14 protein-coding genes and 2 pseudogenes are annotated in these 14,132 nt (G+C 63.8%); 4 read left to right on the top strand and 12 right to left on the bottom strand.

Annotated elements, in window-relative coordinates; translation table 11 throughout:
• From leuB to ASE60_RS18465, 12 genes and pseudogenes are all read right to left on the bottom strand, one after another.
• Nucleotides 1-780, bottom strand: a pseudogene (gene leuB, locus ASE60_RS18520) (3-isopropylmalate dehydrogenase); the annotation flags it as partial.
• A pseudogene (locus tag ASE60_RS33905) lies at nucleotides 779-1,411 on the bottom strand (isocitrate/isopropylmalate family dehydrogenase); the annotation flags it as partial. The pseudogenes leuB and ASE60_RS33905, both read right to left, overlap by 2 nt.
• A 76-nt stretch (nucleotides 1,412-1,487) precedes the next feature.
• Nucleotides 1,488-1,715: a hypothetical protein gene (locus ASE60_RS18510; RefSeq protein WP_057251992.1), complete on the bottom strand. Its 228-nt coding sequence runs from the start codon at nucleotides 1,713-1,715 to the stop codon at nucleotides 1,488-1,490.
• Nucleotides 1,712-3,103, bottom strand: coding sequence for an amidase (locus ASE60_RS18505; RefSeq protein WP_057251991.1), 1,392 nt, complete (start codon nucleotides 3,101-3,103; stop codon nucleotides 1,712-1,714). The genes ASE60_RS18510 and ASE60_RS18505 overlap by 4 nt, the downstream gene beginning before the upstream one ends.
• 93 nt (nucleotides 3,104-3,196) lie before the next feature.
• The gene (locus tag ASE60_RS18500) at nucleotides 3,197-4,171 is read right to left on the bottom strand and encodes an oligopeptide/dipeptide ABC transporter ATP-binding protein (RefSeq protein ID WP_057251990.1); all 975 of its coding nucleotides are present in this window, start codon (nucleotides 4,169-4,171) and stop codon (nucleotides 3,197-3,199) included.
• Nucleotides 4,168-5,184 carry an ABC transporter ATP-binding protein gene (locus tag ASE60_RS18495; protein ID WP_057251989.1) on the bottom strand — a complete coding sequence of 339 codons (1,017 nt, stop codon included), beginning with the start codon at nucleotides 5,182-5,184 and terminating at the stop codon, nucleotides 4,168-4,170. Before ASE60_RS18495 ends, ASE60_RS18500 begins: the two co-directional genes overlap by 4 nt.
• The gene (locus ASE60_RS18490) at nucleotides 5,181-6,041 is read right to left on the bottom strand and encodes an ABC transporter permease (RefSeq protein WP_057251988.1); all 861 of its coding nucleotides are present in this window, start codon (nucleotides 6,039-6,041) and stop codon (nucleotides 5,181-5,183) included. The genes ASE60_RS18495 and ASE60_RS18490 overlap by 4 nt, the downstream gene beginning before the upstream one ends.
• Nucleotides 6,041-6,991, bottom strand: a complete 951-nt coding sequence (locus ASE60_RS18485) for an ABC transporter permease (protein WP_057251987.1) — start codon at nucleotides 6,989-6,991, stop codon at nucleotides 6,041-6,043. Before ASE60_RS18485 ends, ASE60_RS18490 begins: the two co-directional genes overlap by 1 nt.
• A gap of 98 nt (nucleotides 6,992-7,089) precedes the next feature.
• Nucleotides 7,090-8,565 carry an ABC transporter substrate-binding protein gene (locus ASE60_RS18480; protein WP_057251986.1) on the bottom strand — a complete coding sequence of 492 codons (1,476 nt, stop codon included), beginning with the start codon at nucleotides 8,563-8,565 and terminating at the stop codon, nucleotides 7,090-7,092.
• Between the two features lie 56 nt (nucleotides 8,566-8,621).
• A complete protein-coding gene (locus ASE60_RS18475; RefSeq protein WP_057251985.1) occupies nucleotides 8,622-9,368 on the bottom strand; it encodes an SDR family oxidoreductase in 747 nt (248 codons plus the stop codon).
• Between the two features lie 85 nt (nucleotides 9,369-9,453).
• Nucleotides 9,454-10,893 carry an aldehyde dehydrogenase family protein gene (locus ASE60_RS18470; protein ID WP_113479262.1) on the bottom strand — a complete coding sequence of 480 codons (1,440 nt, stop codon included), beginning with the start codon at nucleotides 10,891-10,893 and terminating at the stop codon, nucleotides 9,454-9,456.
• Nucleotide 10,894: 1 nt separating this feature from the next.
• Nucleotides 10,895-11,578 carry a GntR family transcriptional regulator gene (locus tag ASE60_RS18465; RefSeq protein ID WP_057251983.1) on the bottom strand — a complete coding sequence of 228 codons (684 nt, stop codon included), beginning with the start codon at nucleotides 11,576-11,578 and terminating at the stop codon, nucleotides 10,895-10,897.
• A 175-nt stretch (nucleotides 11,579-11,753) separates the two neighbouring features.
• On the opposite strand from ASE60_RS18465, the gene ASE60_RS18460 reads away from it, so the two are divergent.
• The 4 genes from ASE60_RS18460 (at nucleotide 11,754) to ASE60_RS18450 (ending at nucleotide 14,049) form a co-directional block, all read left to right on the top strand.
• Nucleotides 11,754-12,437, top strand: a complete 684-nt coding sequence (locus ASE60_RS18460) for an autotransporter outer membrane beta-barrel domain-containing protein (RefSeq protein ID WP_309140378.1) — start codon at nucleotides 11,754-11,756, stop codon at nucleotides 12,435-12,437.
• Between the two features lie 20 nt (nucleotides 12,438-12,457).
• Nucleotides 12,458-12,619, top strand: a complete 162-nt coding sequence (locus tag ASE60_RS35740) for an autotransporter outer membrane beta-barrel domain-containing protein (protein ID WP_244495656.1) — start codon at nucleotides 12,458-12,460, stop codon at nucleotides 12,617-12,619.
• A 147-nt stretch (nucleotides 12,620-12,766) separates the two neighbouring features.
• Nucleotides 12,767-13,525 (top strand): DUF599 family protein, encoded by a 759-nt coding sequence (locus tag ASE60_RS18455; RefSeq protein WP_113132932.1) that lies wholly within the window; start codon nucleotides 12,767-12,769, stop codon nucleotides 13,523-13,525.
• 143 nt (nucleotides 13,526-13,668) lie between these two features.
• Nucleotides 13,669-14,049: a DUF427 domain-containing protein gene (locus tag ASE60_RS18450; RefSeq protein ID WP_057251981.1), complete on the top strand. Its 381-nt coding sequence runs from the start codon at nucleotides 13,669-13,671 to the stop codon at nucleotides 14,047-14,049.
• Nucleotides 14,050-14,132 lie beyond the last annotated feature (83 nt).

The following is a 14,132-nucleotide window of genomic DNA, read 5'->3' as shown; positions in this document are numbered from 1 at the left end:
CGTGCCGACCTTCTTCGCACCCTCGGCCATGATGTCGCCGGTGCGGATGCCCTGGTCGAGCACGGCGGCGATCGCCTTCTCCAGATTGTCGGCTTCCGTCACCAGGTTGAAGGAATAACGCAGGCACATGGCAAAGGAGGCGATCATCGCGATCGGGTTGGCGATGCCCTTGCCGGCAATGTCGGGGGCCGAGCCATGCACCGGCTCGTAGAGCGCCTTGCGCTTGCCGGTCACCGCATCCGGGGCACCGAGCGAGGCCGACGGCAGCATGCCGAGCGAGCCGGTCAGCATSGCSGCSACGTCCGACAGCATGTCGCCGAACAGGTTGTCGGTGACGATGACGTCGAACTGCTTGGGCTGGCGCACCAGCTGCATGCCGCCGGCATCGGCCAGCATGTGCTCGAGCTGAACGTCAGAATATTTCGCCTTGTGCGTCTCGGTCACCACCTGGTTCCACAAGACGCCCGACTTCATGACGTTGCGCTTTTCCATCGAGCAGACGCGGTTGGACCGCGTGCGGGCCAGTTCGAAGGCGACGCCGGCGATGCGTTCGATCTCGTAGGTGTCGTAGACCTGGGTGTCGATGCCGCGCTTCTGGCCGTTGCCGAGATCGATGATCTCCTTCGGCTCGCCGAAATAGACGCCGCCGGTCAGTTCGCGCACGATCAGGATGTCGAGACCTTCGACCAGCTCGGGCTTCAGCGACGAGGCGGCGGCCAGTGCCGGATAGCAGATCGCCGGGCGCAGGTTGGCGAACAGTTCGAGATCCTTGCGCAGCCTTGTGCGTCTCGGTCACCACCTGGTTCCACAAGACGCCCGACTTCATGACGTTGCGCTTTTCCATCGAGCAGACGCGGTTGGACCGCGTGCGGGCCAGYTCGAAGGCGACGCCGGCGATGCGCTCGATCTCGTAGGTGTCGTAGACCTGGGTGTCGATGCCGCGCTTCTGGCCGTTGCCGAGATCGATGATCTSCTTCGGCTCGCCGAAATAGACGCCGCCGGTCAGTTCGCGCACGATCAGGATGTCGAGACCTTCGACCAGCTCGGGCTTCAGCGACGAGGCGGCGGCCAGTGCCGGATAGCAGATCGCCGGGCGCAGGTTGGCGAACAGTTCGAGATCCTTGCGCAGGCGCAGCAGGCCGGCTTCCGGACGCACCTCGTAGGGCACCGCATCCCACTTCGGGCCACCGACGGCGCCAAACAGCACCGCATCGGCGGCCAGCGCCTTCTTCATGTCCGCTTCCGAGATCGCCTGGCCATGGGCATCATAGGCCGAACCGCCGACCAGGCCCTCGTCGGTGACGAAACCGGCTCCAAGCTCGGCATTCATGTAGGCGATGATTTTGCGGACTTCCGCCATGGCTTCCGGGCCGATGCCGTCGCCGGGAAGGATGAAAAGTTTGCGGGCCATTTTCGGCACTCCTGTGTTTAGTCAGATGTCGAGCGGCAGGGCCGCGTTAATGATGAGGATGCGGGCGAGGTCCGGGCTAAGTCGCCGGTTTCGTGCCTTCGATCTGTCCGATGCGCTCGCGCAGCGTGTTCGTTACGGCGTGCGAGGCCGAGGACACGGCGATTTCGAGGTTAGCCTTGCCGCCGTCCACCTCGACTGCAAGCTTCGAAACGCTGACGCCAAGCCGGCGAACGATATCGAGTAGCCGGGAGACGATGTTTTCCAGATCGCCGCTTTCGACGGTGTAACGCATGGTGTCGGTCATGCTGCCACCTTCGGCCAGGGACGCTGCTCAGGACGTATGGTTTCGTAAGCACGGGCAAGGCGCAGCACGCCGATATCGTCGAAGGACTGGCCGATGATCTGCAGCCCGATCGGCAGGCCGCCAGCGGTATAGCCACAGTTGATCGAGATCGCCGGGTGTCCACCCATGTTGACCGCGACGGTGAAGGCGATGTGTTCGAATGGTTTCTGTGGGTCGTTGACCGGCGAGGCCCATTCGGCTGGATAGGATGCTGTCGGCGCGGTCGGCGACAGGATGAAATCGAAGCCGGTGAGTGCGGCGTGCAGCGCATTGCGCATGGCCTCGATCTGGGCGAAGCCGGTATAGACCTCGCGGCCCGAGAAACTCTCCGCCGTTTTGATCCAGTCGAAGATGTAGGGCAGGATTTGCGCCTGTTTTTCCGGCGAAAGGCGTGACACGTCTTCCCAGCCGCGTGCGCGCCAGAAGCGGTCGAGACCGTCGATCATCTCGCGGGTGAGGAACGGGCCGACCGGTTCGATGATTGCACCGGCATCGGCGAAAAGCTTGGCCGCTCGGCTGACGGCCTGTTGCGTTTCTTCGCTGACCGATTGGCCAAAGCCGGCGTCAAGCCAGAGACCGATCTTCAGGCCCTTCACGTCACGATCGAGATCCAACCAGGGGATATCGGCATAGGGCAGGGCCATCGTGTCGCGGGCATCCGGCTTCGACAGCACCGACATGTAGAGCGCGGTATCGGCGACCGTTCGGGTCATCGGCCCGGCGACACGGCCGATGAAAGGCGGATTGATCGGGACGCGGCCCGCCGAAGGCTTCAGCCCGACGACGCCGCACCAGCCGGCCGGCAGCCGGACCGAGCCGCCGATGTCCGTGCCGATGTGAAGGGGACCATAGCCGGCGGCGGCTGCCGCGCCGGCGCCGGCGCTCGATCCGCCCGGATTGGCCGAAAGGTCCCACGGATTGCGGGCAAGCTTGTGAAAGCTGGAAAGTCCTGAAGAAAGCATGCCGTAGTCGGGCATGGTCGTCTTGGCAAGAAGAATGCCGCCCGCTTCGCGGGTGCGGGCGGCCGGCGGCGCGTCAGCGGCGGCTGGAGTGAGCGACACGGCGGCGCAACCGAGCGGCACGGCCGTTCCCTTCGTCGCGATATTCTCCTTGATCGTCACCGGCACGCCATCGATCGCGCCGAGCGGTTCACCCTTCGCCCAGCGTTCTTCCGATGCCTTTGCTGCTTTGCGCGCTTCGGCTGGGTCATAGGCCCAGAGCGCATTCAGCTTCGGTTCCGAGGCGTCGATGCGGGTGATGACAGCCTCGGTGACCTCGACGGGAGAGAGCTTTTTCGAGCGGTATGCCTCGACAAGGGAGACGGCGGAGAAATCGGCGAGTTCGGACATGGCGTATATTCCTGCGATATGCGCAGTTCCGTGGAACTGCAGAGCTTGGGGCTCTAGAGCGCCGTGCGTTCATATGAACGCACAAAGGACGCTCTAGGCAAAATGACAGCGGGCGGACCAGGCCGGCGTTACCGGCTTGGCCACGGGCGTGCGGGTCAGGCAGATCTCCTGCCTCATGGGACAGACGGCGGCATAGGCGCAGCCGGCTGCGGTCGTTGCGGTATGGACGGGCGTCTGCGGGGGGCCGTCGGACCGCACGCCCTTGCGCCGCCCGGAGAAGGGTTTCGGCACGGCGGCGACCAGCGCCTGGGTATAGGGATGGCGCGGGTTGTCGAAGACTTCGTTCGTCGGCCCTTCCTCGACGATCCGGCCGAGATGCATGACGGCGACCCGGTCGGTGATGGCGCGGACCACGCCGAGATCATGGCTGATGAACAGGTAGGAAAGGCCGAGCTTTTCCTGCAGGTCCATCATCAGGTTCAGCACCTGCGCCTGGATCGACACGTCAAGCGCCGAAACCGGCTCGTCGGCGACGATCAACGCCGGCCGCGTGATCAGCGCGCGGGCAATGGCGATGCGCTGGCGCTGGCCGCCGGAGAATTCGTGCGGGTATTTGTCGGCCGATGCGAGCGGCAGCCCAACCGCCTCCAGCACCTCGGCGATGCGCCGGTTGCGCTCGGCGGTGCCGGTCCCGCGTTCCAGCGAGACGATCGGCTCGGAAATGATCGTGCGGACCGTATGGCGCGGATCGAGCGAGCCGTAGGGATCCTGGAAGATCGCCTGGAATCCCTTGCGTGCCTCGCGCAAGCCCGCCCGGTCGAGCGCGTAGATGTTCGTGCCGGCGATATTGACCTCGCCCGATTGCGGTCGCTCCAGTCCCATCACCGAGCGCACCAGCGTCGATTTGCCGGAGCCGCTTTCGCCGACGATGCCAAGGCTCTGGCCGGCGGCGAGTTCGATGCTGACGCCATGGAGCACGCGCAGGCGGCTGTGTTTCGAGAAGATCGACGGGCGTGGCAGATCGTATTCGCGCACCAGATCGGTGGTCTTGAGAATGGTCTCGCTCACGGTGCCACCATCCTTTCGCGGGGATGAAAGCAGGCCGCGCGATGCTGCACATTTCCATCGGTATTGATCAGGTCCAGCGTCGGGATCGCGCGGCGGCAATCCGGCTGCGCGAAGGAACAGCGCTCGGCGAAGGAACAGTAGGCTGGCCGGCCAAAGGGATCAGGCACGATGCCGGGGATGGCGTTCAGCCGCGGCCGCCCTTCGCCCGCGCGACGTGGCGCGAGTGCTGCGCCATGCGGCGAGGCGGCAAAGAGGCCGCGGGCATAGGGATGCGCCATGCGGGCGAAGACGTCGTCCGTACGCCCGGTCTCGATGATGCGGCCTGCATACATGACGGCGATGCGGTCGGTCATTTCGGAGACGACGCCGAGATCGTGGGTGATCAGCATCAGCGCGGTGCCGGTGTCTTCGATGAGTTCGTCGAGCAGGTCGAGGATCTGCGCCTGCACCGTCACGTCGAGCGCGGTCGTCGGCTCGTCGGCAATCAAAAGGTCCGGCTCGCAGGCAATCGCCATGGCGATCATCACGCGCTGCCTCTGGCCGCCCGAGAGCTGGTGCGGGTAGAGATCCAGATCGAAGCGCGGCGCAGGCAGGCCGACCCGGTCGAGAAGCGCGCGCGCCTTCGTTTCGGCATCGGCTTTGGGTTCGCCGAGATGCAGCCGCCGTCCCTCTGCGATTTGTGCGCCGATCGACTTCACCGGGTTCAGCGCCGTCATCGGCTCCTGAAAAATCATCGCGACGCGTCGGCCGCGATAGCCGCAATACTCGGCCTCGGCCAAGCCAGCGAGATTGCGGCCGTCGAACAAAAGCTCGCCGCGCACCCGCATGCGCTGCGGCAACAGGCCCATCACGGCGAGTGCGGTCATCGACTTGCCGCTGCCGGATTCGCCGACGATGCCGAGGCGCTCGCCGCGGTTGAGTTCGAGATCGATGTCGCAGACGATATCGACCTGGCTCTTGCCCGCCGAGAGTTCGACCGACATGCCGGCCATGTGAAGCAAGGGTTTCGTCATCGTTGCCGCCTCACGCGCGGGTCGAGAATGTCGCGCAGACCGTCGCCAAGCAGGTTGAGGCCGAGCACCGCGAAAGTGATCGCCAGGCCCGGGAAGATTGCAAGCCACGGCGCCTGGTAGATGAAGGTCTGGGCGTCGTTCAGCATCTTGCCCCAGCTCGGCATCGGCGGTTGCGTGCCGAGGCCGACATAGGAAAGCCCGGCCTCGGCGACGATCGCCAACGCGAACTGGATCGTCACCTGCACCAGCAGCACGTGGTTGATGTTGGGCAGAATGTGCAAAAGCGTGATCGCCACGTCGCCGCGGCCGGCGCAGCGCGCCGCCTGCACATATTCGCGCTTCCACAGGCCCATCGAGGCACCGCGGGTGACGCGGGCAAAGACGGGGATGTTGAAGATGCCGATCGCGATCATCGCGTTGGTTGCGCCAGGCCCAAAGATGGCGGTGATGATCACGGCAGTCAGAAGCGCGGGGAAGGCGAAAGCAAGGTCGCTCATGCGCATGACCAGACCATCGACCCAGCCGCCACGTGCGGCAGCCCAGGCGCCGAGTGGCACACCGATGCCGGCGCCGACCAAGACGGCGACGATCGAAACTGAGATCGAATTGCGGGCGCCGACCATGATCATCGACAGGATGTCGCGACCGAAATTGTCGGTGCCGAACCAATGGGCAAGGCTCGGTCCCTGCAGCTTGTCGCGGAAGTTCATCGCGGTCGGCGAATAGGGCGTCCAGGCAAAGGAGACGAGCGCCATGGCCACGAGGATCAGGGTGACGGTGGCACCGATCGTCAGGCTGCGGCTGCCGATGAGCTTGGAGATCACGCCGGGTTCAGAAGTGGCTGCGGACGTGGACATCAGTGGCCTCCCCGCGAAAGCCGCGGATCCAGATAGCCGTAGACCAGATCGACGAGGAAATTGATGGTGATGACGGAGGCCGCAAGCAGCGTCACCAGCGTCTGCACCGTCACGAGATCGCGCTGGGCGATCGCCTGGAAGACGAGGCGGCCGACGCCCGGCAGGTTGAAGACGTTTTCGATGATGATCGTGCCGGCGAGCAGAAAGGAAAACTGCAGGCCGATGATGGTGACGACCGGGATCAGCGCGTTTGGCACCGCGTGTTTCCATAGGGCGCCCGAACGGCTCAGCCCCTTGGCGCGCGCCGTGCGGATGAAATCCTCGCCGAGCGTTTCGATGACCGCGGAGCGGGTCACGCGTGCGAGAATGGCGGCAAGCGGCAGGCCGAGCGCGAAGGCCGGAAGGATCAGTGAATGCAAGCCGTTCCAGAAACCGCCTTCCCAGCCGGCAAAACCTGAAGCCGGGAACCAGGCGAGCTTCAGCGCGAAGAGCAGGATGAAGAGCAGCGCCAGCCAGAAATTCGGGATCGCGACGCCGACCTGGGCGATGCCCATGACGACGGTGTCGCCGGTCTTGCCGCGATTGGCGGCGGCATAGACGCCGATGGCGATGGCGACGACGACGGAGATCGCCATGGAGAGCAGGGCCAGCGGCAGCGTCACGAGGATGCGGGGCCCGAGCAGTTCGCGGATCGGCACCGAATAGGTGAGGCTCGTGCCGAAATCGCCGACGACGAAACCGCCGATCCAGTGGAGGTAGCGGATCCAGATCGGCTGATCGAGGCCGAGCTGCCGGTGCAGCGCCGCGATCGCGTCGGCGTCGGCATTCATGCCGAGCATCAGCACGGCGGGGTCGCCGGGCAGCACCTGCATCAGCAGAAAGACGATGACTGAAGCGGCAAGCGTCGTCAGAATGAGCGACACGAGGCGACCGCCGATAAAGGAAATCACATCAACCTCCCGGAAAGAGCGAGCGTTGACCGGCGCCGGGTGTGCCGGTCAACGCGTGATCTGCCTCCGCCCCTCGTCAAAGGGGCGGATGCCAATCCTCAGTTTTCCCAATAGGTCTGGGTCTGGTCGTCGGCCGGAACCGGCATGTTCTTCCAGAGACCCTTCACCTTCTTGTTCCAGACGCCGATCTTCGGCAACGCGTAGAGGAAGACGTTCGGCTCGTCGGCCGCCAGCTTGCGCTGGAGCTGGCCTGCGAGGTCCAGCTGCTCGGCTTCGGTCGAAGCGAGCGTGAAGGACTTGTAGAGCGCCTTGTACTCGGGGTTCTGGTAGTTGAAGTAGTACTTGTCGCGCGCATAGATATCGAGGTCGCGGGCCTCGGCATGGGCGATGATCGTCGCGTCGAAGTCCGAGTTCTTGAACACCTGGTCGAGCCACTGCGCGAATTCGATCGGCACGAGGTTCACCTTGACGCCGACTTCGCTCAGCATCGCCGCGATGATCTCGCCGCCACGCCGGGCATAGGCCGGCGGCGGCAGCATGATGGTGATCTCAAGGCCTTGGACTCCCGCTTCTTGCAACAGCTGCTGCGCCTTGCCGGGGTCATAGGGGTAGGTTTCGTTGAGATCGACATAGCCGGGTTCGACAGGCGAATAGTGCGAACCGATCGTCGTTCCGAAGCCCGAATAGGTGCCCTCGACCAGTGCCCTGCGGTCGATCGCGTGGGCAAGCGCCTGGCGGACCCGCACGTCGTCGAAGGGTTTGCGCGCATTGTTGAGCGCGAGCACCACCTTGCCCGATGTGCTGCCGACCTCGACCTGCAGGTTCGGATCGCTCTGGAACTGGCTGACCAGTTCTGCGGCCTGGAACATCGGGAAGGCATCGACATTGCCGGCGAGAACGGCGGCAGCGGCAGCCGAGGGATCGCTGATGAACTTGAAGGTCACTTCGCTGAGCTTGGCCGGTTCACCCCAATAGTCGGCGTTCTTTTCGAGCACCACCTTGTCGCCCTTCGCCCACTCCTTGAATTTGAACGGGCCGGTGCCGACAGGCTTGGTCTTGTTGTCCGCCGCCGCCGCCGGCGCGATCATGACCGCATCGCCCCAGGCCATGTTGAAGAGGAAATTGGAGGCCGGGCGCTTCAGCGTCACGACCGCCGTCGCCGGGTCCGGGCATTCGGTCTTTTCGATCGGCTCGAACAGGCCTTTCTGCGCGTTGGTCGAATCGGCCCCGACCGCGCGTTCATAGGAGAACTTGACGACCGAGCAGTCGAACGGCGTGCCGTCGTGGAACTTGACGCCCTGGCGAAGCTTGAAGCTGTAGGTCTTCTGGTCGTCGGAGACCGTCCAGCTCTCGGCGAGCAGCGGCTTGACGCTGCCATCCTCGACAACACGCACGAGACCTTCGAAAAGGTTGCCGTAGGTGATGTAGCGGATCGGTGCGGCGGCACCGGCGGTCGGGTCGAGGCCCGGCGGCTCCAGCACCTGGCCGACGGTGATCGTATCCTTGGCCATCGCCGTCGTCAGCGACGCGGCGATGAAGCATGAGGCAAGTGCCCATTTCGTCAAATTCAGCATAGTTCCCCCGCTTTGCGGTTTCGTTGTTTATGGTCCCAGTAGTCAGATCGAAGCAATCAGATCGATCGGCCGCCGTCGACGTCGAGCGCGACGCCAGTGATCATCGATGCCTGCGGCGAGGCGACGAAGGCGGCGGCTTCGGCGAGATCCTCGGGCTTCAACAGGCGCCCGAGCGGAATGGAGTCGCGGAACTTCTTGCGGATTTCCTCGGTGTCCTCGCCCATGAAGGTCGAAAGCAGCGGCGTTTCGCCGGCGACCGGATTGAGCGCGACGACGCGGATGTTGAACGGCGCGAGCTCGATCGCCAGCGCCTTGGTGGCGGAGACCACCCAGCCCTTGGTCGCATTGTACCAGGCAAGGTTCGGCCGCGGCCGGTTGGCGCCGGTCGACGCGATGTTGACGATCACGCCCGACTTGTTTTCCTTCATGTGCGGCAGCAGCGCCCGCGTCATCAGGTAGACGCCGCGCACGTTGACGCCGAGGATCCGGTCGAACTCATCCGGCTCGACCAGTTCGGCGTTCTGCGGCTTGTGGCCGATGCCGGCATTGTTGATCAGGATATCGACGCGTCCGAATTTCTCGAGGCCTGCAGCAACGGCTGCCTCGACATCCGCTTGTTTGGCAATATCAGCGACCACGGCAAAGGCATTGCCGCCGAGTTCGTTCGCCACGCGCTTGGCGCCCTTGGCATCGCGATCGACGACGATGACCTTGGCGCCGCCTTCGATGAAGCGCTTCGCAATGCCCTCACCGAAGCCGGAGCCCGCGCCGGTGATAAGAGCGACTTTACCTTCCAGTGACATTTTGTTGTTCCTCCCGAGGGGACTTAGATCAAGGGTTAGAGCGGGATGCGGGCGGAAAACCGCGCACACTTTTCCTCATCCGGCTCTAGCCGTGGTAGACAGAAATGGTTTTCATGCTGGCAAACCCGTAGAGGGCCTCAAAGCCCTTCTCGCGGCCATGGCCGGATTTCTTGACGCCGCCGAAAGGCAGCTCGACGCCACCGCCGGCGCCGTAATTGTTGATGAAGACCTGGCCGGCGTGAACGGCACGCGCCATCCGCAACTGCCTACCGCCGTCATTGGTCCAGACGCCGCAGACGAGGCCATAGGCGGTGCCGTTGGCGAGCCGGATGGCTTCGTCCTCGCCGTCGAACGGCATGATCACCTGCACCGGGCCGAAGATTTCTTCCTGTACCGTGCGATGGTCGTGCGGCACGTCGCGCAAAAGCGTCGGCGCGACATAGGCGCCCTCGGTGGGCGCATCGGCAACGATCTCGCCGTGCGCCGCCACTTTCAGGCCATCCTTTGCGGCATCGGCGAGGAAGCCTTCGATGATGGCCTTTTGCCGCTGCGAGACGACCGGGCCGACGGAGAGATCGGCGCCCGCCGGGCCGACCTTCAGCGCGCGGTACCGTTCGCTCATGCGCGCGACAACCTCCTCGTAGACGGCTCGTTCCACGAGGATGCGCGAGGAGGCCGAGCAGGTCTGGCCGGCATTCTGGATGCCGGCGTTCACCAGGAAGGGAACGGCGCGATCGAGGTCCGCATCGGCGAAGACGATCTGGGCCGACTTGCCGCCGAGTTCCAGCGTCACCGGCACCGCGTTCTTCGCGGCTGCCGCCTGCACCATTTCGCCTGTCCGGACCGAACCGGTAAAGGAGATGTGGTTGACGTCAGGATGTTCGGAAAGCGCGGCGCCTGCCTCCGAGCCGAAACCGGTGACGATGTTGAGCGCGCCCGACGGCAAGCCTTCTTCTTCGGCGATGCGGGCAAATTCGAGGATCGTCAGGCACGCCTCTTCGGCCGGCTTGACCACGGCCGCGTTGCCCATGGCAAGTGCTGCACCGAGGCTGCGGCCGAGGATCTGCATCGGGTAGTTCCAGGGAATGATGTGGCCCGTCACCCCATGCGGCTCATAGACCGTCAGAACGGTGAAACCGTTCTGATACGGGATGGTATCGCCGTGCACCTTGTCGGCGGCGCCGCCGTAGAATTCAAGGTAACGGGCAAGCGCCACGACGTCGGCGCGCGCCTGCGTCACGGGTTTGCCGACATCGCGCGCCTCGAGCTCGGTCAGAAGATCGATGTTGCGCAGCACTGCAGCCGATATCCGGGTCAATACCCGGCCGCGCTCGGTCGGCGTCATCCGACCCCAGTCACCGGAGAGAGCCGCGCGCGCGGAGCGCACTGCGAGGTCGATGTCGTCCCGGGTCCCCCGGGCGATGCGCGCGAACTCCTGGCCGTTTGAGGGATCCCGGACAGTGATGAATTCGCCGCCCGCTGCGTCCTGCCAGTTGTTCGAGATGAAATTGCCGTAGGTCTTCACGTCATGCCTCTTTGTCAGTCTCGCGCGCCTCAAGGAGCGCTTTCAATCTCGTTGCCGTCGCGTTGATATGGGCGCGTGCCAGCTTCTCGGCCTCGTCGAGGTTTCGTGCCGCGATCGCCTCGACGATCAGCCCGTGCTCGGCGACCGCGGTGCTCGCGCGTTCGCTGGACAGCGAAAAGGCGGGCGCAAAGACCTGCGAGGTCATACGCAGAAGCGGTCCGAGCGGTGCGAGCGATGTGTTGCGCGAGGCGGCGACGATCGCCTCGTGAAAGATCACGTTGGACTGGGTGTAGGCGGCGGGATCCCAGTTCTCGACAGTCTTGCGCTGGCGCTCCACCTGCTTTGCCAGATCCTTGATCTCGGCGGTGGTGGCGCGCTCGGCGGCGTTGCGGGCAGCCACGCCGTCCATCGCTTCGCGCACGGCATAGGCGTCCAGAAGCTTCGGCAGGTCTGCGGTTGCGACCCTGACACCGCTGCCCGGCTTGTTGACCACCAGCCCGTCGCGCTCGAGCACCCGCAAGGCTTCGCGCAGCGGCGTACGGCTGATTCCGAATTCGGCGGCGATCCGCTCCTGGCGCAGCGTCGCGCCCGGCGCATAGACGCCGGCATAGATGCGTTCGCGAAGTGCCTGAGCTACTTCGTCAAGAAGGCGCGATTGGCTTCGCCATTCGAAGGATTGGTTCATCGATCCCTCCCAAGATCGAGGCAAATTGTATCCAGGATACAGAAGATGTCAATCGGCGGCCCGCGCGAGTTCCGCTCTGTGCAAGTACTTCCGCTCTCCCGCACGCCCGACTGGCCGCCGGCCGGGTCCTAGCCGTCAAAGCGATCGCAAGACGAGGTGACCGTTTGCCGAATATCTGGCGCTTTCGACCCTTGGCACCTTCCATGAACGGCGTGGCGAACAATCGCTGCTCGACAGGGTGGGCACCCTGACGGCAAGCTGGGGCCATGTCTTCGGCCAAAAGACGGAACTGGACTGGAAGGGAACTGTCGATCCCAGCTTCGACGGCAATATCCTAGGCTTTCAGATCGGCCAGGATCTCTTCGGTTGGGAGTCGGCGCAAGGCCATCACGACCGCGTCGGCGTATTCTTCAGCCACGCGCGTGCCGATGGCGACATCGCCGGGCAGGCGGTCGGCTGGAACAATCTGCATGTCGGCGAGATCGACGTCAGGGCAAACAGCTTTGGTGGCTACTGGACCCATATCGGTCCCGGCGGCTGGTATCTCGACGCAATTCTGATGGGCAGCTGGTTTGACGGCGACGCCCGGTCGGTCGGCGGCAGCGGTGTCGAGGTCGATGGTACCGGCATCACGGCCTCGCTCGAAGGCGGTTATCCGATCGCACTCGGGGAAAACTGGACGCTGGAGCCGCAGGCGCAGATCATCTGGCAGCATCTGACGCTTGACGATCAGCGCGATGCGTTCTCGACCGTCAAGTTCGACAGCGACGACGCGGTGACCGGACGGTTGAGCTTCCGCCTGCAAGGCGAAGTGATTGCCGAGACGTCTGGCACAGTTTCGACGCTGATCAGCGCCTGACCTTCGGCGCGGACCCGATCGTGACAGAGGGGGGCGGAACGGCGCTGGAACTTGGCGGCGGTCTTGTCGCAAAGCTGTCGGAGACCACAAGCCTCTATGTGAAGGCTGACTACACCACCAATCTCGGTGGGGAAAAGATCGACGTGCTCGAAGGTAATATCGGCCTGGGGGTGAAATGGTAACCAGCCCTCGATCGGTGTGACCCAGCACATCCGCCGCCCTCAAACTTAGACCAGTGCGGATGGTTCGATCGCGCCACCGCTCGCGAGCGCGTTGACGTGCCCTTCCTACCTGTTTCAATTAGCAGCGGGTATGGTGGGAGGCTGGCCGTGCAGATACTGGATTGGATTGCGATTATCCTGTTCCTCGTAACCTGGGTGGGATTGGAGCCGATGATGGCGCTTGGCTGGCCGCGCCGGACAGACAGCCTGATGCTCGACATGGTGCGTATCAGGCGGGCCTGGATGCGCGAGGTCCTGACACGGGATACCAATTTCATCGGCGATGCCGCCATCCTCGGTCACACGATCAACTCAGCCTCGTTTTTCGGTTCGGCCAATCTCATCGTCATCGTCGCCATGAGCAGTGCGCTTTTCATCCAGCCGACGGCAGGTCTTCAGGCGGGGATCATTTCGATGTTCGCGCCGATCGAACCGCTGTGGCTATTCCAGTGCAAGGTGCTGCTCGTCATGGCGACATTGCTGCGGGGGCTTTCCGAATTCATCTGGGCGGTCCGGCAGATCAACTACTGCCTTGCGGCGATCGGAGCCAGTCCGTCGCGGGACGAAGCCCGAGACATCGCCGCATGGACCCACGCCTTGTCGCTGATGATCAATCCGGCACTTCGCTCATTCAGCCAGGGCGTTCGCTCCTACTACTTCACCGTTGCCGCGGCCCTCTGGTTCTTGGGCCCGATTGCGTTTCTCGTCGCCATCATCGGCTCGGTGGGACTTCTCGTCTGGAGACACAGCTGGTCGGATACGGCAAAGGGCGTGATGGAGGTGCGCAAGCTGCTGGATGAGAGCAATCCGCCTGCCGCCGAGGCAGAGCCTGCCGCAGCGATCAGTTCGCCGGTGGCGAATATCTGAAGACGAACCGCGGCGCCCGCGGAAAAAGCCGCCCTGTTCGCCCGTCCTTGGTCAGGCGTCGCAGGCGCTTTTGGCGTGAGCGGTTGGAATTCGACAGTAAGTCTACCATCTAGACATCAGCAACGTTTCAGAGGCGGTCGCTCATGTCAGACAAACCGATCAAGATTCCCGGCCCCGATCATCCGATCACAGTCGAGAGAAATCCGGCGCGTGTCGTCGTCACCCTCGGTGGGCGCGTTATCGCCGACACCCGCGATGCGCTGACTTTGCGCGAGGCATCCTACCCGGCGGTGCAGTACATTCCGCGCAAGGATGCCGACATGTCGTTGCTGGCGCGCACGGATCATTCGTCCCACTGCCCATACAAGGGCGATGCTTCCTATTTCAGCATCCCATCCGGCGGAGAGCGGTCGAGGAACGCCGTCTGGACCTATGAAAGCCCGCATGCGGCGGTGGCCGCCATCAAAGATCGGTTGGCATTCTATCCCGACAAGGTGGATTCGATCGAAGAGATCCAGCCCTAAAGCGCGTCGCGATCTTTCAGATTCGCTCCTTGCGCTTTAAGTTCTTGATATTTCGCATGTCGTTGTCGCAAAATCGCAGCGCA

It is taken from the genome of Ensifer sp. Root278 (assembly GCF_001429285.1).
In the GTDB taxonomy this organism is placed as follows: Bacteria; Pseudomonadota; Alphaproteobacteria; order Rhizobiales; family Rhizobiaceae; genus Ensifer.
Note: the sequence above shows the minus strand (reverse complement) of the source record. Positions and strands in the feature narration are given on the sequence as shown.

What these genes read in the sequence shown, in the direction of transcription:
- ASE60_RS18510 (WP_057251992.1), bottom strand. Translation starts at nt 1,715, where the DNA reads ATGACCGACACCATGCGTTACACCGTCGAAAGCGGCGATCTGGAAAAC.
- ASE60_RS18505 (WP_057251991.1), bottom strand. Translation starts at nt 3,103, where the DNA reads ATGTCCGAACTCGCCGATTTCTCCGCCGTCTCCCTTGTCGAGGCATAC.
- ASE60_RS18495 (WP_057251989.1), bottom strand. Translation starts at nt 5,184, where the DNA reads ATGACGAAACCCTTGCTTCACATGGCCGGCATGTCGGTCGAACTCTCG.
- ASE60_RS18490 (WP_057251988.1), bottom strand. Translation starts at nt 6,041, where the DNA reads ATGTCCACGTCCGCAGCCACTTCTGAACCCGGCGTGATCTCCAAGCTC.
- ASE60_RS18480 (WP_057251986.1), bottom strand. Translation starts at nt 8,565, where the DNA reads ATGCTGAATTTGACGAAATGGGCACTTGCCTCATGCTTCATCGCCGCG.
- ASE60_RS18475 (WP_057251985.1), bottom strand. Translation starts at nt 9,368, where the DNA reads ATGTCACTGGAAGGTAAAGTCGCTCTTATCACCGGCGCGGGCTCCGGC.
- ASE60_RS18465 (WP_057251983.1), bottom strand. Translation starts at nt 11,578, where the DNA reads ATGAACCAATCCTTCGAATGGCGAAGCCAATCGCGCCTTCTTGACGAA.
- ASE60_RS18450 (WP_057251981.1), top strand. Translation starts at nt 13,669, where the DNA reads ATGTCAGACAAACCGATCAAGATTCCCGGCCCCGATCATCCGATCACA.